The 24,459-nt window shown below is 61.3% G+C and carries 22 protein-coding genes and 2 pseudogenes; 15 read left to right on the forward strand and 9 right to left on the reverse strand.

What is annotated here, in order from left to right; translation table 11 throughout:
- Positions 1-130 precede the first annotated feature (130 nt).
- Complete coding sequence (locus RGR602_RS04315) at positions 131-760, forward strand: DNA-3-methyladenine glycosylase I (protein ID WP_039844088.1); 630 nt, start codon at positions 131-133, stop codon at positions 758-760.
- Positions 757-1,260: a PPC domain-containing protein gene (locus RGR602_RS04320; RefSeq protein WP_039844089.1), complete on the forward strand. Its 504-nt coding sequence runs from the start codon at positions 757-759 to the stop codon at positions 1,258-1,260. Before RGR602_RS04315 ends, RGR602_RS04320 begins: the two co-directional genes overlap by 4 nt.
- Position 1,261: 1 nt before the next feature.
- Here RGR602_RS04320 and RGR602_RS04325 read toward each other — a convergent pair whose 3' ends face one another.
- A complete protein-coding gene (locus RGR602_RS04325; RefSeq protein WP_039846642.1) occupies positions 1,262-1,966 on the reverse strand; it encodes an HAD family hydrolase in 705 nt (234 codons plus the stop codon).
- Positions 1,967-2,205: 239 nt separating this feature from the next.
- Between RGR602_RS04325 and RGR602_RS04330 the strand changes: the two genes are divergently transcribed.
- Positions 2,206-3,255 carry an aldo/keto reductase gene (locus RGR602_RS04330; RefSeq protein WP_039844090.1) on the forward strand — a complete coding sequence of 350 codons (1,050 nt, stop codon included), beginning with the start codon at positions 2,206-2,208 and terminating at the stop codon, positions 3,253-3,255.
- Positions 3,256-3,332: 77 nt separating this feature from the next.
- Here RGR602_RS04330 and copM read toward each other — a convergent pair whose 3' ends face one another.
- From copM to RGR602_RS04345, 3 genes and pseudogenes are all read right to left on the reverse strand, one after another.
- Positions 3,333-3,743, reverse strand: a complete 411-nt coding sequence (gene copM / locus RGR602_RS04335; protein WP_039844091.1) for a CopM family metallochaperone — start codon at positions 3,741-3,743, stop codon at positions 3,333-3,335.
- Between the two features lie 70 nt (positions 3,744-3,813).
- Positions 3,814-4,165 (reverse strand): annotated as a pseudogene (locus RGR602_RS38065) (hypothetical protein); the annotation flags it as partial.
- A 159-nt stretch (positions 4,166-4,324) separates the two neighbouring features.
- Complete coding sequence (locus RGR602_RS04345) at positions 4,325-5,083, reverse strand: hypothetical protein (protein WP_039844093.1); 759 nt, start codon at positions 5,081-5,083, stop codon at positions 4,325-4,327.
- A 136-nt stretch (positions 5,084-5,219) separates the two neighbouring features.
- On the opposite strand from RGR602_RS04345, the gene hisS reads away from it, so the two are divergent.
- The 3 genes from hisS (at position 5,220) to hisG (ending at position 8,803) form a co-directional block, all read left to right on the forward strand.
- Complete coding sequence (hisS, locus tag RGR602_RS04350; RefSeq protein ID WP_039844094.1) at positions 5,220-6,812, forward strand: histidine--tRNA ligase; 1,593 nt, start codon at positions 5,220-5,222, stop codon at positions 6,810-6,812.
- A gap of 177 nt (positions 6,813-6,989) precedes the next feature.
- Positions 6,990-8,111 carry an ATP phosphoribosyltransferase regulatory subunit gene (locus tag RGR602_RS04355; RefSeq protein WP_039844095.1) on the forward strand — a complete coding sequence of 374 codons (1,122 nt, stop codon included), beginning with the start codon at positions 6,990-6,992 and terminating at the stop codon, positions 8,109-8,111.
- Complete coding sequence (gene hisG / locus RGR602_RS04360; RefSeq protein ID WP_039844096.1) at positions 8,108-8,803, forward strand: ATP phosphoribosyltransferase; 696 nt, start codon at positions 8,108-8,110, stop codon at positions 8,801-8,803. Before RGR602_RS04355 ends, hisG begins: the two co-directional genes overlap by 4 nt.
- A gap of 57 nt (positions 8,804-8,860) precedes the next feature.
- Here the strand turns inward: hisG and RGR602_RS04365 are convergent, their stop codons facing one another.
- The gene (locus RGR602_RS04365) at positions 8,861-9,307 is read right to left on the reverse strand and encodes a DoxX family protein (RefSeq protein ID WP_039844097.1); all 447 of its coding nucleotides are present in this window, start codon (positions 9,305-9,307) and stop codon (positions 8,861-8,863) included.
- A 217-nt stretch (positions 9,308-9,524) separates the two neighbouring features.
- On the opposite strand from RGR602_RS04365, the gene RGR602_RS04370 reads away from it, so the two are divergent.
- Together RGR602_RS04370 and RGR602_RS04375 are read left to right on the forward strand one after the other, a co-directional pair.
- On the forward strand, positions 9,525-10,235 hold the full coding sequence (locus tag RGR602_RS04370; protein ID WP_039844098.1) for a glutathione binding-like protein: 711 nt from the start codon (positions 9,525-9,527) through the stop codon (positions 10,233-10,235).
- A gap of 164 nt (positions 10,236-10,399) precedes the next feature.
- Positions 10,400-11,250 (forward strand): annotated as a pseudogene (locus RGR602_RS04375) (isocitrate lyase/PEP mutase family protein).
- Between the two features lie 708 nt (positions 11,251-11,958).
- Here RGR602_RS04375 and RGR602_RS04380 read toward each other — a convergent pair.
- Positions 11,959-12,420 carry a hypothetical protein gene (locus RGR602_RS04380; RefSeq protein WP_039846643.1) on the reverse strand — a complete coding sequence of 154 codons (462 nt, stop codon included), beginning with the start codon at positions 12,418-12,420 and terminating at the stop codon, positions 11,959-11,961.
- 75 nt (positions 12,421-12,495) lie between these two features.
- Here RGR602_RS04380 and RGR602_RS04385 point away from each other — a divergent pair, with 75 nt between their 5' ends.
- Entirely contained in the window at positions 12,496-13,017 is a 522-nt protein-coding gene (locus RGR602_RS04385; RefSeq protein WP_203226184.1) for a hypothetical protein, read from the forward strand.
- Between the two features lie 35 nt (positions 13,018-13,052).
- On the opposite strand, the gene groL is transcribed toward RGR602_RS04385, so the two are convergent.
- Complete coding sequence (gene groL, locus RGR602_RS04390) at positions 13,053-14,690, reverse strand: chaperonin GroEL (protein WP_039844100.1); 1,638 nt, start codon at positions 14,688-14,690, stop codon at positions 13,053-13,055.
- 56 nt (positions 14,691-14,746) lie between these two features.
- Entirely contained in the window at positions 14,747-15,043 is a 297-nt protein-coding gene (gene groES / locus RGR602_RS04395; protein WP_004675403.1) for a co-chaperone GroES, read from the reverse strand.
- 361 nt (positions 15,044-15,404) lie between these two features.
- On the opposite strand from groES, the gene RGR602_RS04400 reads away from it, so the two are divergent.
- The 4 genes from RGR602_RS04400 (at position 15,405) to RGR602_RS04415 (ending at position 21,157) form a co-directional block, all read left to right on the forward strand.
- Positions 15,405-16,253 carry a TIGR01459 family HAD-type hydrolase gene (locus RGR602_RS04400; RefSeq protein ID WP_039844101.1) on the forward strand — a complete coding sequence of 283 codons (849 nt, stop codon included), beginning with the start codon at positions 15,405-15,407 and terminating at the stop codon, positions 16,251-16,253.
- Between the two features lie 14 nt (positions 16,254-16,267).
- Positions 16,268-17,251: a bifunctional riboflavin kinase/FAD synthetase gene (locus tag RGR602_RS04405; protein ID WP_039844102.1), complete on the forward strand. Its 984-nt coding sequence runs from the start codon at positions 16,268-16,270 to the stop codon at positions 17,249-17,251.
- A gap of 242 nt (positions 17,252-17,493) precedes the next feature.
- Positions 17,494-20,394: an isoleucine--tRNA ligase gene (ileS, locus tag RGR602_RS04410; RefSeq protein WP_039844103.1), complete on the forward strand. Its 2,901-nt coding sequence runs from the start codon at positions 17,494-17,496 to the stop codon at positions 20,392-20,394.
- Positions 20,395-20,533: 139 nt separating this feature from the next.
- Positions 20,534-21,157: a hypothetical protein gene (locus tag RGR602_RS04415; protein WP_039844104.1), complete on the forward strand. Its 624-nt coding sequence runs from the start codon at positions 20,534-20,536 to the stop codon at positions 21,155-21,157.
- Positions 21,158-21,457: 300 nt separating this feature from the next.
- Here the strand turns inward: RGR602_RS04415 and RGR602_RS04425 are convergent, their stop codons facing one another.
- A complete protein-coding gene (locus tag RGR602_RS04425) occupies positions 21,458-21,895 on the reverse strand; it encodes a nucleoside deaminase (protein WP_039844106.1) in 438 nt (145 codons plus the stop codon).
- 91 nt (positions 21,896-21,986) lie between these two features.
- Between RGR602_RS04425 and RGR602_RS04430 the strand changes: the two genes are divergently transcribed.
- Both RGR602_RS04430 and rsmD read left to right on the forward strand, forming a co-directional pair.
- On the forward strand, positions 21,987-23,891 hold the full coding sequence (locus tag RGR602_RS04430; RefSeq protein WP_039844107.1) for a pseudouridine synthase: 1,905 nt from the start codon (positions 21,987-21,989) through the stop codon (positions 23,889-23,891).
- Complete coding sequence (gene rsmD / locus RGR602_RS04435; protein WP_039844108.1) at positions 23,872-24,432, forward strand: 16S rRNA (guanine(966)-N(2))-methyltransferase RsmD; 561 nt, start codon at positions 23,872-23,874, stop codon at positions 24,430-24,432. The genes RGR602_RS04430 and rsmD overlap by 20 nt, the downstream gene beginning before the upstream one ends.
- The last annotated feature ends 27 nt before the right edge of the window (positions 24,433-24,459 follow it).

The raw sequence follows: 24,459 nt of genomic DNA on the forward strand, positions 1-24,459 counted from the left end.
CGAATGGTAAAGATCGATTCATTAAAAGCCGGCCCCCGCAATAAACTTTTCGTCAGGGTTACTCTTCGGTTTGGAAACAAGGTTTCTAAATGGTAAAGCCGGATTCTGAGCGCAGGAGCTGCGGAGAAACATGAGCGAATCGGGTATCATCACCGGCGACGACGGCAAGAGCCGCTGCCATTGGCACGCGAATCTCCCCGACTACATGCGCTATCACGACGAGGAATGGGGCCGGCCGGTCACCGACGATATCCGCCTCTTCGAGAAAATCTGCCTCGAGGGTTTTCAGTCCGGCCTTTCCTGGCTGACGATCCTGCGCAAGCGCGAGAATTTCCGCACCGCCTTTGCGGGCTTCGATTTCGAAAAGATTGCGCTTTTCGACGAGCGGGATATCGAGCGCTGCCTTGCCGATCCCGGCATCGTGCGCCACCGTGGCAAGGTCGCCTCGACCATCAACAATGCGCGGCACGCGATCGCATTGAGGGCCGAATTCGGCTCGCTCGCGCATTATTTCTGGAGCTATGAGCCGCAACTCCATGAACGTCCGGCCCTCGTTGACCGCCAGCATGTTGCCGCCAATCCGACGACGCCGGTTTCGGCAAGGATATCGAAGGATTTGAAGAGGCGTGGCTGGACCTTCGTCGGTCCGACCACAGTTTATGCCTTCATGCAGGCAATGGGTCTCGTCAACGATCATATCGAAGGCTGCTTCTGCCGTGCCGAAGTGGAGGCGATGCGCGCGGCATTGGTACGCCCATGAAAGTGTGGGTCGGAACCGGTGCGGCAGTCCTGTTGTCCACCACGGCGGCATTTGCTCAGGCGCCGCAACTCGACCCTGGCGAAAAGCTCGAGAAGTTGCAGTTTCCGGCCGTTACCATGCAGATCAAAGGCTGGACCAAGTTCGGCAACAGCGATGTCTATACGCTGCCGGTGCGCGCCGGTCAGCGCGTGAAGATCAGCTTCACGACCAAGAGCCAATTCGCCTTTCTTGCGATCTTCGACCTTTCGAAGACGGATGACGAAGCTTTCTTCGGTACGGACGAGGATGGCACGACGCTGGATGTGACCGTAAAGGAAAACACCACGTGGTTTCTGCGGCCCTATTATTCCAAGGTCTCGCCCCGCCGTGGCCTCGGGGCGCCTTATACGCTACTGGTCGAGCCGCAGCCAGTCGGCGAGCCGCAGCCTGCCACGCCGCAAGAGCCGGAGCGCCCTTCACTCTTTCCGCCGGCACCTTCGAAATCCGGCACCGGCGAATAGGTCAAGACAGTGCCCCGAGCAAGCTGCCAAGCTCGCCAAGGTGGGCGATCTTGCGAAAGCGTGGCGCATCCTTAGGTTCGTCGACGTGCTCCAGAACCCAAGTCATTTCATGCGGCACGAAGACGCCGTAGCTTCCGGCGGCAATCGCCGGCACGATGTCGGATTTCAGTGAATTGCCGACCATCATCGCCCGCTCCGGGCCATCGCCGACCTTCGAGAAAACCCGGCGATAGGTGACTGCGGTCTTCTCCGAGACGATCTCGACGGCATCGAAGAAATCGCCGAGGCCGGATTGTGCGAGCTTGCGTTCCTGGTCGAACAGGTCGCCTTTGGTGATCAGCACGAGCAGGTAATTCCCCGACAGCGCTTCAAGCGTCTCGCGCACATGCGGCATGGTCTCGACGGGATGGGACAGAAGATCGCGGCCCGTGTCGAGAATTTGGGCAATCACGCTCGTTGGCACCTTGCCTTCGGTGATTTCGATCGCCGTCTCGATCATCGACAGCGTGAAGCCTTTTATGCCGAAGCCATAGTGGCTGAGATTGCGCTTCTCGGCCTCCAGCAGGCGCTCGGAAATCTTCGGACCCTCGGCGAAATCGGCGAGCAATTCCCTGAAGTGCTCTTCGGTCAGCCGGTAATATTGTTCGTTCTGCCAGAGCGTATCATCGGCATCGAAGCCGATTGTCGTCAGCGCATGTGTGCTCATCTCAAGCTCCTGCAATCCATGAAGCAATCTATTGAGCGGCCGCGTCGAGACAAGGGCTTTTGCTTTTTCGTCGCAGCCTGTTGCAGCGGCGTTGAAAAGCGGACGATCGGCATTAGGTAAAATATTGCCTAGCCTGCAGCCAGCCTTGGCTGTGCCTGACACGTGCAGGCCAATAATCAAAAATTAGAGTTCAGCAGTCCGCAAGCGGCCGCTTGCGGCCGACACAAGGAAATTTCTCCATGCGATACAATCAACTCGGAAATACGGGACTTTTCGTCTCGGAAATCTGCCTCGGCACCATGACTTTCGGCGAGGCGGTCAGCGGCACCATATGGGGTTCCATTGCCGATGTGGACCAGAAGGCGGCAGACCAGATCGTCGAGCGCTCGCTCGCTGCCGGCGTCAATTTCATCGACACCGCCGATGTATATTCCTCCGGTGAATCCGAAAGGCTGCTCGGCCAGGCGCTGAAGAACCTCGATGTCCCGCGCAAGGACGTCGTCATCGCCACCAAGGTTTACGGCGTGATGGGTGACAAGCCGAACGATCGCGGCGCATCGCGCGGTCACATCATGGATTCCGTCGAGGCCAGTCTGAAGCGGCTGCAGACGGACCATATCGATCTCTACCAGATCCACGCGACCGATCCCGTCACCCCGATCGACGAGACGCTGCGCGCTTTCGACGATCTCATCTCGCGTGGTCTCGTGCGCTATGTCGGCGTTTCCAACTGGCAGGCGTGGCGAATCGCCAAGGCGCTCGGCATTTCCGAGCGTCGCGGCTTCGCCCGCTTCGAAACCGTCCAGGCCTACTACTCGATCGCCGGCCGCGATCTCGAACGGGAAATCGTGCCGCTGATGAATGAGGAGAAGATCGGCCTGATGGTCTGGTCGCCGCTCGCCGGCGGTCTACTTTCCGGCAAGTTTGGCCCCGGTGCGCCTGGCAACGGCGAAGGCCGCCGCGCCAATTTCGACTTTCCGCCAGTGGACAAGGACAAGGCCTGGGCCTGCGTGGCCGTCATGCGCGAAATTGCCGAGAAGCACGGCAGCAACGTCGCAGCCGTTGCGCTCGCTTATGTCCTCGCAAAGCCGTTCGTGACCAGCGTCATCATCGGCGCGAAGCGCATCGATCAGCTCGACCAGAACCTTGCCGCCGTCAAGCTGAAGCTCGATGCCGGCGACATGCAGAAGCTCGACGAGGTCAGTGCGCTGGCGCCGGAATATCCAGGCTGGATGCTGGCTCGCCAGGGTGTCGCGCGCCGCCCGGAACCGTTTGAGCCGAACGCCTGAAAACGGCGAACTGAAAACGCCGGTGCGGGAACGAATAGCCCCCGAAAGTTGGACAACAGCCTTCGGGGGTATCGGCCTTACTTGCCGTGGGCTTTCAGCCAGGCGTTCATGTCCGCGATCTCCGCTTCCTGAGCCTTGATGACGGCTTCGGCGAGTTTGCGGATGTTCGGGTCCTTGCCGTATTGCAGCTCGATCTTTGCCATGTCGATCGCACCTTGATGATGCGGGATCATGCTGCGAACAAAATCTGCATCGGCATCGCCGGTCATTTCAATCGCCATATCCTTGTGCATCTTGGCGTTCGCCTCGGCAAAGGCCTGGCTTGAAGGCCCCTGGTCGCCCATCGGCTTGCTCATGTCCATCTGCATATCATGCATTGGCATATCTTGATTCATGTGCATCGTCTTATCCTGGGCAAGCGCTTCTTGGACAAGCGCTGGGGCGGCGAAGGCGAAGGCTGCGGTAAGGGCAAGAATTTTGATAGACACGGGACTTCCTTCCTCTGTCTGACATAAGTGCTTTTGCGCGCCGCGCGATCGGTATGCGGAAAGTATTGTCAGACAAGGCGGGGGGTGGTGCCTGCGGTGCAGGGCGAAGATCGGCGAGCGCATGTGCAGCGGCCGATGAAGGATACGCGAAGAGAGACTTCGCGCTTCGACCGATCGTGAGCGGCGGAGGCACGATAAGACATACCGCGCAGAAGGCCATGTGGGCCGTGTCGCCTGTTGCGCAGGCATCCTTGGCTGCGACACTCTTTTGCCCGGCCGTATCCATGCCGGCCATATCGTGATGCGTTTCGGCCAGGACGGGCTGTTGCATCGACGCGCACATAGGACATCCCGGCCAGCGCGGACATCGCGCTGTAGAACAGCCAGGCGAAAAGCATCGTCGAGATGGCGAAGACACGCATGCCATCAAAATAGGCACGCCCGGCAAGGATGCCAAGCGACCCATGTGGGAATTTCAAAGCTTGGCGCCTTGCGCAACGCCTCAATGATGCGCCCCCCAGCCCTTGCCCGTCGCCTTGAAGTCGTCTTCGGTGCATTCGGGACTGTCGGAGACGTCCAAATCAGTAGGCGGCAATGACCTTGTGGACGATCTGGTAGTCAGCGCTTTCCTCGCCGATCGGTGCGACCGGCCATGACCAGCTGGCGTTGGCCGCAGGCGGCAAGACGCCATTTAAAAGGTCGTTTTCCTCGTGAGTTTTACCGCAGCGGTCGACGACGGCGTAGGAGATGTCGGTCAGAAGGCAGGTTCGGCAGGGCAAGGCGGCCAGATCGGAAAGATGAGCGTCGATCAGCCGAGCCACGGTGTCATCGGGCATCCTGCCCGGCTCTTCCGCCTCATAGCGCCGCTTCACGCCACGGCCGATTTGCGACAGCAGATTCGCCGAGACCGCGAAATCGAGATAGGGCACCGACCGCAGGAAGCGGAGCGGCTCCACCTCTTTCCCTGCCGCGAGATCGTCATAACCGGAGAGGTCGCGCTCGATGAGCCGGACATTGCGGTAGCCCTTCGTCTTCAGCCAAAGGCGCACCGACGCGATGTGCACGAGATCGACAAGAACGACGGTATCGAAGCTCTTCGAAAGCTCCTTGATCGGCACGTCGCAAAGCAGGCCCGAGCCGAGCACGACGACCGTGCGTGTCTCGCGAAGACCGTCCATCGCGGAGAGGATGGCTGTGCGGCTGTTCTCCACATGCTCCGCCCACGCCAGGCTGCAGCGCCTGGCGCGAGACCAGAGGTTGATGGAATAGCGGATGAACCTGCGGTTCGCCTTGCCCGTGACAGGCAGCGTCGCGAGATAGTGAAGTGCCTCGAAAATCATGGTCGTTCCCGCAATTCGGTGGACTGCCCTTCGATCTTCGATTCTGGCTTGCGCTTCAAGTCCCTTCGCCCTTGCCGCTATCCTCCCAATCCGCTAGGAAACCGCCACTGTCACGATTGAGCGGAATGCGTTGGAAATGAACGAGAAGCAGAAGAAACCACAAAAGCTCAAGGCTCGCTTGCCGCGCGGCTTCGTCGACCGTTCGGCCGCCGATATCCGCGCCGTCAACGAGATGACCGCGAAGATCCGCGAAGTCTATGAGCACTATGGTTTCGATCCGGTCGAAACGCCGCTCTTCGAATATACCGATGCGCTCGGCAAGTTCCTGCCGGACAGCGACCGTCCGAACGAGGGCGTCTTCTCGCTCCAGGACGACGACGACCAGTGGATGAGCCTGCGCTACGACCTGACGGCGCCGCTCGCCCGCCATGTCGCGGAGAATTTCAATGAGATCCAGCTACCCTACCGCACCTATCGCGCCGGCTACGTGTTCCGCAATGAAAAGCCAGGCCCCGGCCGCTTCCGCCAGTTCATGCAGTTCGACGCCGACACCGTCGGCGCGCCAGGTGTTCAGGCCGATGCCGAAATGTGCATGATGATGGCCGATACGCTGGAAGCCCTCGGAATCAAGCGCGGGGATTATGTTATCCGGGTGAACAACCGCAAGGTTCTGGATGGCGTGCTGGAGGCAATCGGTCTCGGCGACGAGGACAAGGCAGGCCAGCGCCTTAACGTGCTGCGCGCCATCGATAAGCTCGACAAGTTCGGCCCTGAGGGCGTGCGGCTTTTGCTCGGCGAAGGCCGCAAGGATGAATCCGGTGACTTCACGAAGGGCGCGGGGCTGACTTCGCAGCAGATTGATCGATTGCTTGATTTCATCAATATCTTGCAGAGGGCAGAAACGGCACTCGGTTCACATCCGTTGGTTCAAAATCCGGTGGCCAGTGCCGAGATTGATGGAGGGGCTATTTTTGACACGCTTCACAACAACTTCAAAGATTCTCCTAAAGGCGTTGAAGGGGTTCTTGAGCTAAAGCAGATTTGGCAATTGGTTGAAGCAGCGGACTACGGTCCAGATCGCATCAAGATCGACCCCTCGGTCGTCCGCGGTCTCGAATACTACACCGGCCCTGTCTACGAAGCCGAACTGCTCTTCGACGTGACCAACGAAAAGGGCGAAAAGGTTGTCTTCGGCTCGGTTGGTGGCGGTGGCCGCTATGACGGCCTTGTCTCTCGCTTCATGGGCCAGCCGGTTCCGGCAACCGGTTTCTCGATCGGCGTTTCGCGCCTGATGACGGCGCTTAAGAACCTCGGCAAGCTTGGCCAGGGCGAGGTCATCGAGCCGGTGCTCGTCACAGTCATGGATGGCCAGGATATGGATGCTTTGGGCCGCTACCAGCGCATGACGCAAGCGCTGCGCGCCGCCGGCATCCGCGCCGAAATGTTCCAGGGCAACTGGAAGAAGTTCGGCAACCAGCTGAAATATGCCGACCGCCGCGGCTGCCCAATCGCCATCATCCAGGGCGGCGATGAGCGTGCCCAAGGCGTCGCGCAGATCAAGGACCTGATCGAAGGCAAGCGCTTGTCCGGTGAGATCGAGGACAATGCCAGCTGGCGCGAGGCGCGCGTGGCGCAGGAGACCGTCGCCGAGGCCGATCTGGTGGCCAAGGTGAAGGAAATCCTGGCGGCTCAGGCGGAGGATCGCGCGAGGGCGGGCGGCAATGGGTGATTTTCCACTCCCCAACCCCTGCCCACAAGCAGGAGGGGCTTTGAGCGCCGCCGTCCTGCCCAGCGCAGCATTCGCCTGGTCGGCCGCGCTGCGTATCTCTCTGGGCGATCGTCGCAGGTTAGTCCTTCCCACTTGTGGGGAGGGGTCGGGGAGGGGACTTTATTTGGGAGCCACCCCATGGCCCTGATCAACCTCCCCGATTTCGCCAACGACCTTCTGGACGAATTTGCCGCCCGCAAGACGGAGCGGATCGACACGCCGGTCATCCAGCCGGCCGAGCCCTTCCTCGACATTGCCGGCGAAGACCTTCGCCGTCGCATCTTCATGACGGAAAGCGAAACCGGCGCCAGCCTCTGCCTGCGACCGGAGTTCACCATTCCCGTCTGCATCCGCCACATCGAGACGGCAACCGGCACGCCGAAACGCTATTCCTACCTCGGCGAAGTCTTTCGCCAGCGCCGCGAGGGTGGAAACGAATTCTATCAGGCAGGCATCGAGGACCTTGGCGACATCAATATCGCCAGCGCCGACGCCCGCGCGATCGGCGATGCGACCGGCATCCTGACGCGGCTACTTCCTGGTGAACGCCTCACGGTCACGCTGGGCGATCAGGCCGTCTTCGAAGCCGTGGTCCAGGCGCTCGGCCTACCGCTCGGGTGGCAGAAGCGGCTGATCCATGCCTTCGGCAATATGGGCCAGCTTGAAGCGCTGCTTGCGAGCCTTGTCAGTCCGCAATTCGTGACCGATCTGGATGACGATGTTGCGCGCCTGATCGCCGCCGGCGACGAGGCAGCACTCATCGCCCACATCAACGCGACGATGCACAGAACCGGCTATTCCTCGAACGCCAGCCGTTCGCCGGCTGAAATCGCCCGCCGGCTGAAGGACAAGTTGGTTCTTTCGGAAACGCGCCTCGATGAAGCGGCCTTCCGCGTGCTCGAAGAGTTCCTGTCGCTGAGGGTGCCGCTCATCAATGCGTCGGCCGCTCTGGCCGGTTTTGCCGATGCCGCCGGGCTGAAGCTCGGCAATGCGCTCTCTCGCTTCGATGGCCGGGTGGCCGCCCTCGGAAATGCCGGGATCGACCTCGCCTCCATCGATTATCGCGCCGCCTTCGGCCGCCCGCTCGATTACTATACCGGCCTTGTCTTCGAGGTGGGCATCCAGGGTTCGTCCGCCGTGCTCGCAGGCGGCGGACGCTTCGACAGGCTGTTGACGCTGCTGGGCGCCAAGGACCGCATTCCAGCCGTTGGCTTCTCGCTCTGGCTCGACCGCATCGAAACGGAAAGGGCGGGCCCATGACCATCACCATCGCGCTGCCCTCCAAGGGCCGGATGAAGGACGATGCCTCGACACTCTTCGAGCGCGCCGGCATGAGGATCGTCGCCGTCGGCAATGACCGCTCCTATCGCGGCCGTGTCGAGGGTTGGGACGATGTCGAGATCGCCTTCCTGTCGGCCTCGGAAATATCGCGCGAACTCGGCAACGGCACCATCGATTTCGGCGTGACCGGAGAAGACCTGGTGCGCGAAGGGCTGGCGGAAGCCGACAGGCGCGTCGAATTCTGCGCCCGCCTCGGTTTCGGCCGCGCCGACGTGGTGGTTGCCGTTCCTGAGATCTGGCTCGATGTCGACACCATGGCCGATCTCGGCGATGTCGCGGCCGACTTCCGCGCCCGCCATGGCCGCCGTTTGACCATCGCAACCAAGTATTGGCGGCTGACGCAGCAGTTCTTCTCCAGACAGCATGGGATCCAGCTCTACCGCATCGTCGAAAGCCTTGGTGCGACGGAAGGGGCTCCGGCCTCCGGCTCCGCTGATATCATCGTCGACATCACCTCGACGGGCTCCACCTTGAGGGCGAACCATCTGCGGGTGCTGAACGACGGTGTAGTCTTGCGCTCGGAAGCCTGCCTCCTCCGCGCCCGCAAGGAGAGCCACGCCGGCGAGCCGTCGGTGGCGAGGATCATAGAGGCGGTGCGCAGCGCCCGTTGATTTGTGCAAAGAACCAAACGAACAACCCGCCGTCTTCCGACGGCGGGTTTCTTGCGCTTAGGCGGCAACGGCATATGCGCCGCGGCGTGCATCCAGCGAATAGGCGCCCGGGCCAAAGGTGGCGAGGAGGATATAGGCGCCGGCAAGCGTCAGGTTCTTCATCAGCATGATCTGGTTGAGCACGTTGATCCAGCCATTGGCTGCAGCCGGAAAATCCGGAACGTTGATCGTGCCGCTGTGGAAGACGAGGCCGGTGAAGGCGCAGAAGAGGGCGAGTGCCCAGCCGACGATACGGGTCTGGAAACCAACGAGGACAGCAAGCCCGGCAACAAGCTCAAAGAGGCCAGCGCCATAGGCGAGAAGCGTTGCGGCAGGAAGGCCGGCACCGCTGATCATCCCGGCCGTACCGGCCGGATCGGTGAGCTTGCCGAAGCCGGACATGATGAACATAAACGAAAGCAGGATGCGGGCGACAAGAAGGACGATATTGGTGGTATTCGACATGGACGCGATCTCCGTTTGAATTGCTCTGGAGGTCCCCGTGCCCCGGCACCGTTTGAACCCCGATTGGCCGGTGTTGTCGCTTTTTTTTATTGCGATGAAAAGATAAACAAATGAGGATGCTTTGTTCACTAATCTGAAACGATCACGCCGTTGAGCGGGTTGTCTTTTGCTTCGCCGGTCTTCTATGTTGGCCACCCAACCCCCAGGAGAAGCCGGCATGGCAGACCTTTCCGCATTTCCGATCACCAAGCGCTGGCCGGCGCAGAACCCAAATGTTATTCAGCTTTATTCGCTGCAAACGCCGAACGGCGTGAAGATAGCGATCGCGCTGGAAGAGCTCGGTCTGCCTTACGAGCCGCATTACATCTCATTTGGAACCAACAATCAGAAGTCCCCCGAATTCCTCTCGCTCAATCCGAATGGCCGCATACCGGCAATCATGGATCCGAACGGGCCGGGCGGGAAGCCGATCGGCCTCTTCGAATCAGGCGCGATTCTCCTCTATCTCGCGGAAAAAACCGGCCAGCTCCTGCCCCCCGATGCTGTGGGGCGCTACGAGACCATCCAGTGGGTGTTCTTCCAGATGGCGGGCGTCGGTCCGATGTTCGGCCAGTTCGGCCATTTTTACAAGTTCGCGGCCGACAAGGTCGCCAACAATTCCTATCCGATGGAGCGTTACCGCGACGAAGCCAAGCGGCTGCTGAGCGTGCTGGAAGCGCGCCTTGAGGGACGGCAGTGGATCATGGGCGACGCCTACACCATCGCGGACATCACCACATTCCCATGGATCCGCGGCGCCGACATCTTCTACGGCGGCCGGGAAGTCCTGGACTACGCCAAGTTCCCCTCCGTCATGGCCTGGCTCGAACGCTGCATCGCGCGTCCGGCAAGCGCCAAGGGTCTGAACATCCCTGTGAAGCCGGAGTAACCCGGCCTAAAGGAAGAGGCCGGTCGCAGGAACGGCCCTTGGAACCAGCGGCTTTGCCGGGAGCTTTTTATGGCAATCGTTCCTTATTTGTTCGGTATCTCGAGTAATGTTCGCATCTAAGGAGGCGAGTCTGGCAGTTAGCAGATGGAAGACAAGCGTATTGCATTTCGAGAAACGAAGCACCGGGCGCGTTCACTATCCCCAATCCCTGGGATATCGGCACAGCCCGGATTTTAGCTGCCGTGGGTTTTTTCCGGCGCTCGCCACCACCAGCGCTGGCATGGCGTTCTCTCTGGGCGCCGCAGAGGGCGCCGTCTCACGTAAGGACGCCTTGGACCATTGCCGATCCATCGTGGCCGCAACGCCGCTGCCCGTCTCGGCCGACCTAGAAAAAGGCTTCGGCGACAGTCCGGAGAGTGCTGCCGAGACGATCCGAGCCGCTGCCGACATCGGTCTCGCCGGGTGTTCGCTTGAAGATCATACCGGCCGGCGCGATGATCCGATCTATGATTTCACGCTGGCGGTGGAGCGTATAGAGGCGGCTGTCGAGGCCCGCCGTTCTCTGCCCCACGATTTCGTGCTGACGTCGCGTTGTGAGAATTTTTTGTGGGCGCGCGCCGATCTCGCCGACACGATCCGGCGACTGCAAGCGTTCGAGAAGGCCGGAGCCGACGTGCTCTATGCATCCGGCCTTCGTGACCTTCGCACGATCCGGTTGGTTTGCGAGGCCGTGACGAAGCCCGTCAACGTGATGGGAATGCCCGGCGCAACGTTCAGCGTGGCAGAGTTGGCGGAGGCGGGCGTCAAACGGATAAGTGTCGGTTCGGGGCTGGCAAGGCACGCCTACGGCACGTTCGTGAACGCGGCGCGGGAAATGCGATCGGCAGGCACCTTCCGTTTCTCAGACCAGGCTATGGGCTTTGCGGAGCTCGAGGGTTTTTTCACCGGAACGGCGAGACGTAGTCGCAAAATTGCTGCAGACCGTGTGGAAACTAACGTCCTCGATTCAAGATGAGGTGCTACGCCGATTCCCGATGGCTTGCTCGACACCAGGGACAGCGTGGCTACCGAACCAGGTGATCATCTTGCGTATGTCGTCTGCTGCTGGAGCCTTGGGCTGGCCGGATCCAATTATTTCCGCTGCGGCGCGCCATGGCGACAAGGATGCGGGAGGCTTCCGGTACATAGGCACGGTCGTCTGTCTTTTCGTGGCGCTCTCGGAAGATCGCGTATCGAATGTTTTCCGGATTGTCCACGCGCTTGTACGAAAGTCGTGCACGCTCACGTCTTGGCCGCGCACGCTAATAGCAGCGTCTCTATCGCTCTCACGGTATCCAGCAGCCTCCACGCGCCCACAGGCATCGATCGCTCGGCCATCATGTCTCGGATCAGTTCCCAGTCAGTCATCCATTTCCCTCCAGGTTCGCTTATTCCCGCTGCCCGAAAGCCAATTGAAAATTCCTTGTGGCAACTGTCGGTCTACGCTTTGCATGGCACATCCTTCTAGAACAGTCCGCTCGCAATGCTGCGTTCGCCCGAGGCGCTGGACATCTGACCGGACAATCCGGTCCGCTTCATCGAAGATTTTCGTGGATCGACTGGACCTAACCGGCCTTCTGGCCGGCTGAGCCCAGCGCTGCCTTCGCGCACAACTGACGGGATTGGCTGAAAATCTGACCACAGCCACCGTCGATCACGCGTTTCCACACAGTCCGCCTGACGTTTATGATGCTTGCGCTTGTTGCCGGCTTGCCGTCTGGTTTGCCCCATCCAGCTTGAAGCGCGGAAAGATGAAGACCCCCGCGATGCTGCCACTGAATTTTTCCTCCACTCCGCTCGATTCACCCATGCAGAAAACCGGCTGACGCAGGCTGTTCGGCATCATGATCGTGGTGGAAAAGCAGAAGGACGACGAAAGTGTTGTGGCTTGTTCGAAAAGCGCGAGGATATGCCCCCGATCTTTCGGATCATAGCAGCGCAGCAGGCTTAGAAGGCCGCATTCCTGTGTCGAAAGGCCATGCAGCAGGCTGCTCCAGTCGCCAAGGCGGATGATTCCGCTTGAAAAGTCGCCGGCCCAGGCCTCGGAGACCGAGAATTGCGCAATCATATCCTGGTTACGATGGGTCAGATCCAGCGATCCAGGCATCAGGGGGGCGGCAACAGTTGCTTTGGCGATCTTAAACAAGGGGTTCCCCGGTTCGGGCGCAGTCTCGGCTGCGCTGCGGTCAGAGCGAAACAGGGTCATTCGGCGCTAGGCATCATGCCTGCGGTCTGGAACCTCGACCCCGGCGGGGCACTGAGGCTTGCTCTTGCTTGTCGCGCAAACGGTCGTCGCCGAATGTTCGCGCAGGTTAAGACGGCGTTCCATCCTCGCTGGCGGGCGAAAACGATCCTCGAACGCGCATCAATTGCAGCGCGGATTTATAGGAGCTTTTCGCCAAACGGCAACGGCTTTTTCGGGGTGGGACCCTCGTCCGGCCAAGACGGTTCAACCGGCTATTTTGCTGGAAAACGTCGCATGAGAAGTACAAGGAATCAATTTGTGATGGATTGCGCCTGGTTTCGCTTCGCAAAGAAGTGGTTTTTGCTCGACAAATGCCTCTTTAAGCGAAATTCGAATATTTGTCGAACAATCTGGCGGCACAAGCTTCGCGAAAGCTACGGGCTGGTGGCGGCAAGTAAACGGGCCAAGTTAAACGCTTTGGAAAGCTTGCCCTGCGCGTGCGCGGCTGCGAATCGCGCTTCAAAAGAAAAGGGCGGCCCGAAGACCGCCCTTTCCTGAACTGAACCGGATGGCTCAGATGCGAGACCTCAGTCTCACATCATGTCCATGCCGCCCATTCCGCCCATGCCGCCCGGCATTGCCGGAGCGTCCTTCTTCGGCAGCTCGGCGATCATGGCTTCCGTGGTGATCAGCAGCGAAGCAACCGAGGCTGCATTCTGCAGAGCCGTACGGACGACCTTGACCGGGTCGACGATACCCATGGCGATCATATCGCCATATTCGCTCGTCTGGGCGTTGTAGCCGTAGTTGTCGTCGTTCTTGTCGAGGATCTTGCCGACGACGATCGAAGCTTCGTCACCAGCGTTGTCAGCGATCTGGCGAACCAGCGACTGCAGCGCCTTGCGAACGATGTTGATGCCGGCTTCCTGATCGTCGTTCACGCCCTTGGACGTGATCTTGACGGAGGAACGCAGCAGGGCGACGCCGCCGCCGGGGACGATACCTTCCTGAACAGCAGCGCGCGTCGCATTGAGGGCGTCGTCGATGCGGTCCTTCTTTTCCTTCACTTCGACTTCCGTCGAGCCGCCGACGCGGATGACGGCAACGCCGCCTGCGAGCTTGGCAAGGCGTTCCTGCAGCTTCTCGCGATCGTAGTCGGAGGTGGTTTCTTCGATTTGCGCCTTGATCTGCGCAACGCGGCCTTCGATGTCGGACTTGGCGCCGGCGCCGTCGACGATCGTGGTGTTTTCCTTGGAGATCGAAACCTTCTTGGTGCGGCCGAGCATGTCGAGGGTGACGGACTCGAGCTTGATGCCGAGGTCTTCGGAGATGACCGTACCACCGGTCAGGATCGCGATGTCTTCGAGCATGGCCTTGCGGCGGTCGCCGAAGCCCGGAGCCTTGACGGCAGCAATCTTCAGCCCGCCGCGCAGCTTGTTGACGACGAGCGTTGCAAGCGCTTCGCCTTCGACGTCTTCAGCGATGATCAGCAGCGGCTTGCCGGTCTGAACGACGGCTTCGAGAACCGGAAGCATCGACTGCAGGTTCGAGAGCTTCTTCTCGTGCAGAAGGATATAGGCGTCCTCGAGGTCAGCAACCATCTTTTCCGGGTTGGTCACGAAGTACGGGCTGAGATAGCCGCGGTCGAACTGCATGCCTTCGACGACTTCGAGTTCGGTTTCGGCGGTCTTGGCTTCTTCGACAGTGATGACGCCTTCGTTGCCGACCTTCTGCATGGCTTCAGCAATGTCGCGACCGACCTGGCTGTCGCCGTTTGCGGAGATCGTGCCGACCTGCGCAACTTCTTCCGAAGTCGAGATCTTCTTGGCCTTGGCCTGGAGATCCTTGACGACTTCAGCAACGGCAAGATCGATACCGCGCTTCAGGTCCATCGGGTTCATGCCGGCAGCAACGGCCTTGTTGCCTTCGCGAACGATGGCCTGAGCAAGAACGGTTGCGGTCGTGGTGCCATCACCGGCGATGTCGTTGGTCTTCGAAGCGACTTCGCGGACCATCTGGGCGCCCATGTTTTCGAACTTGTCGTCCAGTTCGATTTCCTTGGCGACCGAAACACCGTCCTTGGTGATGCGCGGCGCGCCGAAGGACTTGTCGATGATGACGTTGCGGCCCTTCGGGCCGAGCGTTACCTTGACTGCGTCAGCGAGGATATCGACGCCGCGCAGCATCTTTTCGCGCGCGGTGCGGCCGAACTTAATTTCTTTAGCTGCCATTTTGAAAACTCCTGAGAAGGGTTGTCAGCGATTTCGGTAAAAAGCGACCGGCTGGATCAGCCGATGATGCCCATGATGTCGGCTTCCTTCATGATCAGAAGGTCTTCGCCGTTGATCTTGACTTCTGTGCCGGACCACTTGCCGAACAGAACGCGGTCGCCAGCCTTGACGTCGAGAGCGACGACCTTGCCGGACTCGTCACGAGCGCCGGAGCCGACGGCGACGATTTCGCCTTCCTGCGGCTTTTCCTTAGCGGTATCGGGAATGATGATGCCGCCTTTGGTCTTTTCTTCGGATTCAACGCGGCGAACGACGACGCGGTCGTGAAGGGGGCGGAAATTGGTGCTTGCCATTGTCTAATCCCTCGATCAAATGACATTCGCAGGCCGGACGGCCCACATGGATAAGTGTTAGCACTCTCCGTTGAGGAGTGCTAGCGCCGAGCATTTAGGGATGGCTCCAGAAGGAGTCAAGAAGACCCATCACGGAATTTTGCGCCGGAATTGTGAAGAGGGCGGGAATTGTTTGAAGCATCGCCCGATTCGACGCGTGTCGGTTGCCTGAGCTTCGGAGTGCCCGCGCAGGCTGTCAACGGCGTGGCGCTCCTGTCGTGGAAGGTCCGACGGTTTTTGCTGAAGATCGCCCGGAAACCCCTTGCCATCGCGGCATGCCTTTGCAATGTCACGCCTGACTGAAAGCAAATCGGGAAATCGGATGGCCAAGCGGATTAGAAGTTTTGCGGAGATCACCAGCCATTATGATGCGGTGTTCTGCGATGTCTGGGGCGTGCTGCACAACGGCGTCGATCCCTTCCCGACGGCCGCTGCCGCTCTGGAAGCTGCGCGCGGCGAGGGGCTTGCCGTCATCCTCATCACCAATTCGCCGCGCATCGCGCCTCAGGTCGTCGCCCAGCTTCGCCAGATCGGCATCCAGGACGGCGCCTATGACCGGATCGTCACCTCCGGCGACGTCACCCGCGGCCTGATCGCCGAAGGCCCGAAGAAGGTGTTCCTGCTTGGCCCGGATCGCGATCTGGCCATCATCGAAGGTCTCGGCGTCGAGCGCGTCGATGCGAAGGACGCTCAATCCGTGGTCTGCACCGGTTTCTTCGACGACGAGACGGAAAAGCCGGAAGACTACACCGATATGCTCAAGGATTTTCAGGCACGCAACGTGCCGATGGTCTGCGCCAATCCGGACCTTGTCGTTGAACGTGGCCACCGCATCATACCCTGCGCCGGCGCCATGGCTGCCTATTACCACCAGTTGGGCGGCGAGATCCGCATCGCCGGCAAGCCGCACGCGCCGATCTACGACGCCGTACTGGCAACCGCGCACGAACTCCACGGCGATTTCCCGAAAAGCCGCATTCTTGCCATCGGCGACGGCATGCCGACGGATGTGCACGGCGCTCTCGATTACGGCCTCGATCTCCTCTATATCAGCGGCGGTATCCACGCGAAGGAATACACGCTGAACGGCGAGACCGACGAGGCGATCCTGCATGCCTATCTCGAACGCGAGAAGGCCGCGCCCAAGTGGTGGATGCCCCGCCTCGCATAAGAAGAAGCCCGCCGATGACCGTTTTTCACCGCAATGAAACCCGCGAACCCTTGCCTGCCCACCTGAAGGGCGGCGTGATTGCCATCGGCAATTTCGACGGCGTTCATCGCGGCCATCAATCGGTGCTGAACCGCGCGCTGGAAATCTCGAAAGAGCGGGACATCCCGGCGCTGGTGCTGACTTTCGAACCGCATCCCCGCACGGTCTTCAGGCCGGAAACACCGGTCTTCCGCATCACGCCTGCACCCCTCAAGGCCCGCATCCTGGAAGCGATCGGCTTCAATGCCGTTATCGAATATCCCTTCGACCGCGGATTTTCGCAGCGCTCGCCGGACGACTTCATCCACGGCATCTTGAAGGACTGGCTGGGCGCCTCCGAAGTCGTCACCGGCTTCGACTTCCATTTCGGCAAGAATCGCGAGGGCGGCCCGGCCTTCCTTATGGATGCCGGCCATAAATACGGTTTCGGCGTCACGCTGATCGACGCCTTCCGCGACGAGAATGCCGAAGTCGTCTCATCGAGCCGCATCCGCGAGTTGTTGAAGGAAGGCGATGTCAGCGAGGCCGCCGCGCAGCTCGGCTACCGCTACACAATCGAGGCCGAGGTGATCGGCGGCGAAAAGCTTGGCCGCGAGCTCGGTTTTCCAACCGCAAACATGCAGCTTCCGCCGGAGGCCGAACTTGCAGCCGGCATCTACGCCGTCCGCTTCCGCCTGGACGACGGCAAGCTCCACGATGCAGTTGCGAGCTACGGCCGCCGTCCGACGGTGATCGAAAACGGTGCGCCGTTGTTGGAGACCTATCTCTTCGATTTCAGTGGCGACCTCTACGGCCGGACCTGTTCCGTCTCCTTCTTCGGCCACCTGCGGCCCGAACTGAAGTTCGACGGCCTGGAACCGCTCGTCGAGCAGATCAAGCGTGACGAGCAGGAGGCGAGGGCGCTGCTTGCCGGTGTCCGGCCGCTCGGCGAACTCGACCTTAAGCTTTGTTTCGTCTGACGCCGCGATGGCCGGTGGGCACGGCCTCAAATCCCTCTTCCTTTTCCCGGCAAAAACGCCTATGAACCGCCGCTATGAATAAAGTCCGGCTGTCGAGTGCGATGCGAATTATCGGCCCGGCCTTCCGCGCGCGCTGAGCCGGAAGGTCCGGGTTTTTGGCGCTTGGGCAAACGAGCGCTTCCGTCATCAGACATTTTTGAAGCCGTCGCGCCGTGAAGGCGCCCAGAAACGATTGCTGAAACATGACCGACACAGCCGAAAAGATCGATTACTCGAAGACCCTCTACCTGCCCGAAACCGACTTCCCGATGCGCGCCGGCCTGCCGCAGAAGGAGCCGGAAATCGTTGCACGCTGGCAGCAGATGGGCCTCTACAGGAAGCTGCGCGCATCCGCGGCCGGACGCGAAAAATTCGTCCTCCATGACGGCCCGCCCTATGCGAACGGCAACATCCATATCGGCCACGCGCTGAACAAGATCCTCAAGGACGTCATCAACCGCTCGTTCCAGATGCGCGGCTTTGACGCCAACTACGTTCCCGGCTGGGACTGCCACGGCCTTCCGATCGAATGGAAGATCGAGGAGAAGTACCGCGAGAAGGGCAAGAACAAGGACGAAGTTCCGATCAACGAATTCCGCAAGGAATGCCGCGACTTCGCCGCCGGCTGGATCAAGGTTCAGTCCGAGGAGTTCAAGCGCCTCGGCATCGAGGGCGACTTCGATAATCCCTATACGACGATGAACTTCCACGCCGAATCGCGCATTGCCGGCGAGCTTTTGAAGATTGCAAGAAGCGGCCAGCTCTACCGCGGTTCCAAGCCGGTCATGTGGTCGGTCGTCGAGCGCACTGCGCTGGCGGAAGCCGAAGTCGAATACGCCGATGTCGAAAGCGATATGATCTGGGTGAAGTTCCCCGTCGCGGAAGGCCCCGCCGCTCTGGCCGGCGCCTTCGTGGTCATCTGGACGACGACACCGTGGACGATCCCCGGCAACCGCGCGGTGGCGTTCTCGTCGCGCTACCCCTATGGCCTCTACGAAGTTGCGACCGCCGAGAACGACTTCGGCCCGCAGCCGGGCGAGAAGCTGATCTTTGCCAGGCGCCTGGCTGAGGAGTCGGCTGCCAAGGCCAAAGTGACCTTCAATTTCGTTCGCGATATCAAATCGGATGAACTTGCCGCCGTCACCTGCGCGCACCCCTTGCACGGCCTGGGCGGCGGCTATGATTTCCAAGTGCCGCTGCTTGATGGCGAGCATGTGACCGATGACGCCGGTACCGGTTTTGTCCATACCGCCCCCAGCCACGGTCGCGAGGACTTCGATGCCTGGATGGACAATATGCGGGACCTCGAAGCGCGCGGCATCTCGTCCACGATCCCGTTTCCGGTCGACGATGCCGGCTTCTTCACCATCGACGCGCCCGGCTTCGGCCCGGACGCGGAGGGCGGCGCGGCGCGCGTTATCGACGACAGCGGCAAGAAGGGTGATGCCAATGAGCGCGTCATCAAAGCGTTGATCGCCCGTCACGCGCTCTTCGCACGCGGCCGCCTGAAGCACTCCTATCCGCATTCCTGGCGCTCGAAGAAGCCGGTCATCTTCCGCAACACGCCGCAGTGGTTCGTCCATATGGACAAGGAGCTCGGCGACGGAACGACGCTGCGCTCCCGTGCGCTGAACGCGATCGATGAGACCCGCTTCGTTCCGGCTGCCGGCCAGAATCGCCTGCGCGCCATGATCGAACAGCGCCCGGATTGGGTGCTATCGCGCCAGCGCGCCTGGGGCGTGCCGATCTGCGTCTTCGTCGACGAGCAAGGCCAGATCCTGCAGGACGACGAGGTCAACGCCCGCATCCTCGAAGCCTTCGAAAAGGAAGGCGCCGACGCCTGGTTCGCCGAAGGTGCGCGTGAGCGTTTCCTCGGCAAGAAGGCGAACGAGCCGTGGAAGCAGGTCATGGATATCCTCGACGTCTGGTTCGACTCGGGCTCCACCCACACATTTACGCTGGAAGACCGCCCGGACCTTAAGTGGCCGGCCGATCTCTATCTCGAAGGCTCGGACCAGCATCGCGGCTGGTTTCATTCCTCGCTGCTTGAATCGGCCGCTACCCGCGGCCGCGCGCCCTACAACGCCGTCCTCACCCATGGCTTCACCATGGACGAGAAGGGCGAGAAGATGTCAAAGTCCAAGGGCAACGTCACTGCGCCGCAGGAAGTTATGAAGGATGCCGGTGCGGATATCCTCCGTCTCTGGGTCATGACCTCCGATTACGCGGACGACCTTCGCGTCGGCAAGACGATCATCCAGACGAATGTCGATGCCTACCGAAAGCTCCGCAACACGATCCGCTGGATGCTTGGCACACTCGCCCACGACAAGGGCGAAGTGATCGCGCTCGCCGATCTGCCGGAACTGGAGCAGCTGATGCTCCACCGCCTGGCCGAGCTCGACGAGCTCGTGCGCGAGAACTACGATGCCTTCGACTTCAAGAAGATCGCCCGCGCGCTGATCGACTTTGCCAATGTCGAGCTCTCGGCCTTCTATTTCGACATCCGCAAGGACACGCTCTACTGCGATGCGCCGTCGAGCCCGCGGCGCCGTGCGGCTCTCCATGTCATCCGCAATATCTTCGATAGCATGGTGACCTGGATGGCGCCGATGCTGCCCTTCACGATGGAAGAGGCGTGGCTGTCGCGCGATCCGTCGGCGGTCTCGGTTCATCTCGAGCAGTTCCCGGCGATCCCGCCTGAATGGAAGAACGAGGCACTGGCCGGCAAGTGGAAGAAGGTCCGTGCGATCCGTTCGGTCGTCACCGGCGCTCTGGAGATCGAGCGCAAGGACAAGCGGATCGGCTCGTCGCTGGAAGCAGCGCCCGTCGTGCATGTCACCGACAGCGTGCTTCGCGCTGCTCTTGATGGGCTGGATTTCTCGGAAATCTGCATCACCTCCGATATTGCCGTCGACGGCGCCGAGGGGCCGGCCGAAGCCTTCCGGCTGCCGGAAGTTCCGGGGGTTAGCGTCGAGCCAGCACTTGCCGAGGGCACCAAATGCGCCCGCTCCTGGCGTATCACCAAGGATGTCGGCTCCGATCCGCAGTATCCGGATGTATCGGCGCGCGATGCCGCTGCATTGCGTGAACTCGGATTGTAATACTGAAGAAAATTGCCGGATGAATTGCTCTTTTGCAGTTCATCCGGTAAAAGCTGCCTGAAAATGGCCGGATTTTTACGTCAGGGGGACGATCATCCGGTAGGGCGATGATTGCACCGGCATGGCTGGAAGGGTTTTCATGTTAGCGACGCGTTGGTTCCGTGCAGGCGCTTGCCTGGCTCTTGTTGTGGCGGCGGGCTCGATAGCTTCCGGCTGCAGCCCGACTTACGGTACAGGCACGACGGCGATGGCGCAGCTTGGCGACGATATCGGCCAGTCCGTGTCTCTGGCTCCCCGCGAGCCGAAGAACAAGGGCGTCAAGTACACGCCGCGCCCGACGCTCGTCTTGCCTGCCCAGGCTTCCAGGGAAGCGCTGGTCGAGCCGCAGCAGACGATCGCGAGCAAGGAAAATCCGCAGTGGGTCGAGTCGCCGGAAGAAACGCGTGCACGCCTCGTCAAGGAAGCCGACGATAACGAGGACAAGTATACCTACGTCTCGCCGCTCGCCAAGAACGGCGTCGAAGGCGGTCGCCAGACGACCGAAGCGCAGACCAAGGCCTACCGCGAAGCCCGTGCCCTGCAGAAAGGGGCCTATCTCGATCAGCGCCGCTACATTTCCGATCCGCCGTCGACCTATCGCCAGGTCGACGATCCCGCCAAGCTGGAAGACCTTGGCGAACCCGAGCTCAAGAAGGCAAAGCAGCGCAAGAAGGATGCCGCAGTTGCCGGCACCGGCAAGAAGTGGTGGAACTTCCTTCAGTAACTATCGGGCCATCTCAGGCCTGCCGCGCCGCAAACCAGCTGCGAACGAGCGCGATGTGCACAAAAGAATGCAGCCGGTGAAAGCGATATCGTTTCCGCCGGCCATGCCGCTTACGGTCAGCCGGATGAGTATGGCGAGGCAAGTGCCGGCACGAAGCCGAAGGCCATGAGCCGGCGCGCCGACCAATTCACCTTGCCCCGCAAAGACCATTTCATCGGGATTTTCCCTGCACCCGGCGCGAGCGCCCTGTAGGCCGACGCGGCGAGCGCGACTATGGCGGCGAGAACAAGAATGCTCGGGTCATGGAAGCTCTCTCTTTTCGGCAAAGAACGTCCTGAGAATGTCCGCTGATTCCGTTTCGTTCAAACCGGAATAGACTTCCGGCGCGTGATGGCAGGTCGCCTGCGCGTAAAACCGCACACCATTGTCGACTGCCCCGCCTTTGGGATCTTCCGCGCCGTAATAGAGCCTGCGGATGCGCGCGAACGAGATGGCCGCGGCACACATGGTGCAGGGCTCCAGCGACACGTAGAGGTCGGCGCCAACCAGACGCTCTTGCCTCAGGACTTCGCAAGCCATGCGGATCGCAGCCACTTCGGCATGGGCCGTGACGTCGTTGAGCTCCCGCGTCCGGTTGCCGGCGCGCGCGATGACGGCGCCATTGCGCACCACCACGGCGCCGACCGGCACTTCGCCGCGCCCGCCCGCTGCTCGCGCTTCGTCAAGGGCCATCTCCATAAACCGATTTGTCTTCACGATCCGGCAATTTCCCACTTAACCGCAAGGGCGCGACCTGATAGACAGGCCCCAAAAGGCAGGCAAACAACAAATGACATTCAAAGACAAGCCAAAACGGCCGGGCGGCAAGCCCTCCGCGCACGATGCGCGGCCGAAAACCGAAGGCAAACCGGCAAGAAGCTCGGCGGTTCCCAAGGCTGCAGCCGCCGAGACCGAAGGCGATACCAAGGCGGAACGCATCTCCAAGGTCATGGCGCGCGCAGGCGTTGCCTCGCGCCGCGACATCGAGCGCATGATCATGGAAGGCCGCGTCACGCTGAACGGCAAGACGCTCGATACGCCGGTGGTCAACGTGACGCTTACCGACAAGATCGAGGTCGACGGTGTGCCGATCCGCGGCATCGAGCGCACGCGCCTCTGGCTCTATCACAAGCCGGCCGGTCTGGTGACCACCAATTCCGACCCGGAGGGCCGCCCGACGGTTTTCGACAACCTGCCAGAAGAGCTGCCGCGTGTCATGTCGATCGGCCGGCTCGACATCAATACCGAAGGTTTGCTGCTGCTGACCAATGACGGCGGTCTTGCCCGCGCGCTCGAACTGCCGACCACCGGCTGGCTCCGCCGCTACCGCGTGCGCGCCCATGGCGAGATCGATCAGGAAGCGCTCGACAAGCTGAAGGACGGCATTGCCGTCGACGGCGTGCTCTACGGCTCCATCGAAGCGACGCTTGACCGCACCCAGGGTTCCAACGTCTGGATCACCATGGGTCTTCGCGAAGGCAAGAACCGTGAAATCAGGAATGTGCTCGGCGCGCTCGGCCTCGACGTCAACCGTCTCATCCGCGTTTCCTACGGTCCGTTCCAACTCGGCGATCTGCCAGAAGGCCACGTCGTTGAAGTGCGCGGACGCACGCTGCGCGATCAGCTTGGACCGCGCCTGATCGAGGACGCCAAGGCGAACTTCGATGCCCCGATCTACAACGCGCCTGCCCTTGCTGCCGAGGAAGAGGTGGAAACGAAGCCGGAAAAGCGCGAGCGCTCCTGGAAGCCTGAGGACAAGCGCGAGCGTGCTTTGAGCCGTCTCGACACCAAGCGTGACGATCGCCGTGATGACCGCCGGGATGGCAGGCGCGAAGGCGACCGCGATGTTGGCCGCAGGGAAGACGACCGGCCCAAGCGCCCGGCGCTTGGCAGCCGCAGAAACGCCAATGTCTGGATGGCGCCCGGCGCCCGTCCGCTCGGCGAGAAGGCCGCCGCCAAGGCTGCGAAGAATGCCCAGACCGCCCGCAAGCGTGGCGAGAAGCCGGGAAGCGGTAAGCCGCAGCCCTCCAGCTACGGCGACGACCGGCCACGTGTTCAGATCAACCGCGCCCGCGACGAAGAAGGCGAGTGGATCCGCTCCAGCGAAGTTTCGCCGAAGTCCAAGGATGACGGCGAGGGTTTTGGCCGCAAGCGCTCGTTCGGCGATCGTCCTGCACGCCCGGATCGCCGTTCTGGCGACCGCCCGTCCGGCGACCGCCCTCCGCGCGGGGATCGGCCCTTCGGCGACAAGCCCCGTGGCGACCGCAGACCACGTGCTGAGGGTGACGAACGTCCCCGTCCTTTCGGTGATCGTCCCGCGCGTGGTGACCGCCCGTCAGGCGACCGCCCTCCGCGTGGGGATCGGCCTTTTAGCGACAAGCCCCGTGGCGACCGCAGACCGCGCGAAGAAGGTGACGAGCGTCCCCATTCCTTCGGCGATCGTGCGCGCACTGCCCGCAGCGCTCAAGGCGAGGGCCGCTCCGAACGTCCGCGCGGCGAAAGGCCGTTTGGCGATAAACCTGCGGGCGACAAGCCCCGCGGCAAGAGCTTCGGCAAGCCGGGCGGCGGCTCCAAGAATTTCTCAAGCAAGCCTAAGGGCGATCGGCCGGGCGGCGGTGGCAAGCCTTCGGGCGCGCCGTCGCGCGGTGGACCGAAAGGAAAGGGAATGACGCGCGGTGCGGATCGTCGGCGGTGAGTTTCGCGGACGGCCGCTTGCCGTACCGAAATCGAACGACATCCGGCCGACTGCCGACCGGACGCGTGAGAGCCTGTTCAATATCCTGAGCCACGCCTATTCGGAATGCATCGACGGCACCCGGATACTCGATCTCTTTGCCGGCACCGGCGCCGTCGGCCTCGAAGCCATCTCGCGCGGCTGCCGTCATGCGCTCTTTGTCGAAAACAGCGTCGAGGGCAGGGGGCTTCTCTGGGAGAATATCGATGCGCTCGGCCTCCACGGCCGCACCCGCATTCTGCGGCGTGACGCCACGGACCTGGGTTCCGTCGGCAATCTCGAGCCCTTCAGCATGCTTTTCGCCGATCCACCCTATGGCAAGGGTCTGGGTGAAAAGGCGATGGCGGCTGCCGCCAAGGGCGGCTGGCTCGTGCCGGGCGCGATTGCCGTTCTCGAAGAGCGATCGGATGTTGCCGTTTCGGTTGATCCTTCCTATCTCTTCCTCGAAGATCGCATCTTCGGCGATACAAGGGTTCATTTCTTCCGCTACCAGCCTGAATAAGGGCGGCGGGTTATCCGGAGTTGGGTT

Source organism: Rhizobium gallicum bv. gallicum R602sp (genome assembly GCF_000816845.1).
In the GTDB taxonomy this organism is placed as follows: Bacteria; Pseudomonadota; Alphaproteobacteria; order Rhizobiales; family Rhizobiaceae; genus Rhizobium; species Rhizobium gallicum.

Excerpts from the sequence above, each read along its gene's own strand:
- RGR602_RS04330 (WP_039844090.1), top strand. The coding sequence starts at position 2,206 with ATGCGATACAATCAACTCGGAAATACGGGACTTTTCGTCTCGGAAATC.
- ileS (WP_039844103.1), top strand. The coding sequence starts at position 17,494 with ATGACCGACACAGCCGAAAAGATCGATTACTCGAAGACCCTCTACCTG.
- RGR602_RS04320 (WP_039844089.1), top strand. The coding sequence starts at position 757 with ATGAAAGTGTGGGTCGGAACCGGTGCGGCAGTCCTGTTGTCCACCACG.
- RGR602_RS04415 (WP_039844104.1), top strand. The coding sequence starts at position 20,534 with ATGTTAGCGACGCGTTGGTTCCGTGCAGGCGCTTGCCTGGCTCTTGTT.
- hisS (WP_039844094.1), top strand. The coding sequence starts at position 5,220 with ATGAACGAGAAGCAGAAGAAACCACAAAAGCTCAAGGCTCGCTTGCCG.
- RGR602_RS04345 (WP_039844093.1), bottom strand. The coding sequence starts at position 5,083 with ATGATTTTCGAGGCACTTCACTATCTCGCGACGCTGCCTGTCACGGGC.
- groES (WP_004675403.1), bottom strand. The coding sequence starts at position 15,043 with ATGGCAAGCACCAATTTCCGCCCCCTTCACGACCGCGTCGTCGTTCGC.
- RGR602_RS04355 (WP_039844095.1), top strand. The coding sequence starts at position 6,990 with ATGGCCCTGATCAACCTCCCCGATTTCGCCAACGACCTTCTGGACGAA.
- hisG (WP_039844096.1), top strand. The coding sequence starts at position 8,108 with ATGACCATCACCATCGCGCTGCCCTCCAAGGGCCGGATGAAGGACGAT.
- RGR602_RS04425 (WP_039844106.1), bottom strand. The coding sequence starts at position 21,895 with ATGGAGATGGCCCTTGACGAAGCGCGAGCAGCGGGCGGGCGCGGCGAA.
- groL (WP_039844100.1), bottom strand. The coding sequence starts at position 14,690 with ATGGCAGCTAAAGAAATTAAGTTCGGCCGCACCGCGCGCGAAAAGATG.
- RGR602_RS04325 (WP_039846642.1), bottom strand. The coding sequence starts at position 1,966 with ATGAGCACACATGCGCTGACGACAATCGGCTTCGATGCCGATGATACG.
- RGR602_RS04370 (WP_039844098.1), top strand. The coding sequence starts at position 9,525 with ATGGCAGACCTTTCCGCATTTCCGATCACCAAGCGCTGGCCGGCGCAG.
- RGR602_RS04405 (WP_039844102.1), top strand. The coding sequence starts at position 16,268 with ATGACCGTTTTTCACCGCAATGAAACCCGCGAACCCTTGCCTGCCCAC.
- RGR602_RS04365 (WP_039844097.1), bottom strand. The coding sequence starts at position 9,307 with ATGTCGAATACCACCAATATCGTCCTTCTTGTCGCCCGCATCCTGCTT.
- RGR602_RS04385 (WP_203226184.1), top strand. The coding sequence starts at position 12,496 with ATGCCTGCGGTCTGGAACCTCGACCCCGGCGGGGCACTGAGGCTTGCT.
- RGR602_RS04315 (WP_039844088.1), top strand. The coding sequence starts at position 131 with ATGAGCGAATCGGGTATCATCACCGGCGACGACGGCAAGAGCCGCTGC.
- RGR602_RS04400 (WP_039844101.1), top strand. The coding sequence starts at position 15,405 with ATGGCCAAGCGGATTAGAAGTTTTGCGGAGATCACCAGCCATTATGAT.
- RGR602_RS04430 (WP_039844107.1), top strand. The coding sequence starts at position 21,987 with ATGACATTCAAAGACAAGCCAAAACGGCCGGGCGGCAAGCCCTCCGCG.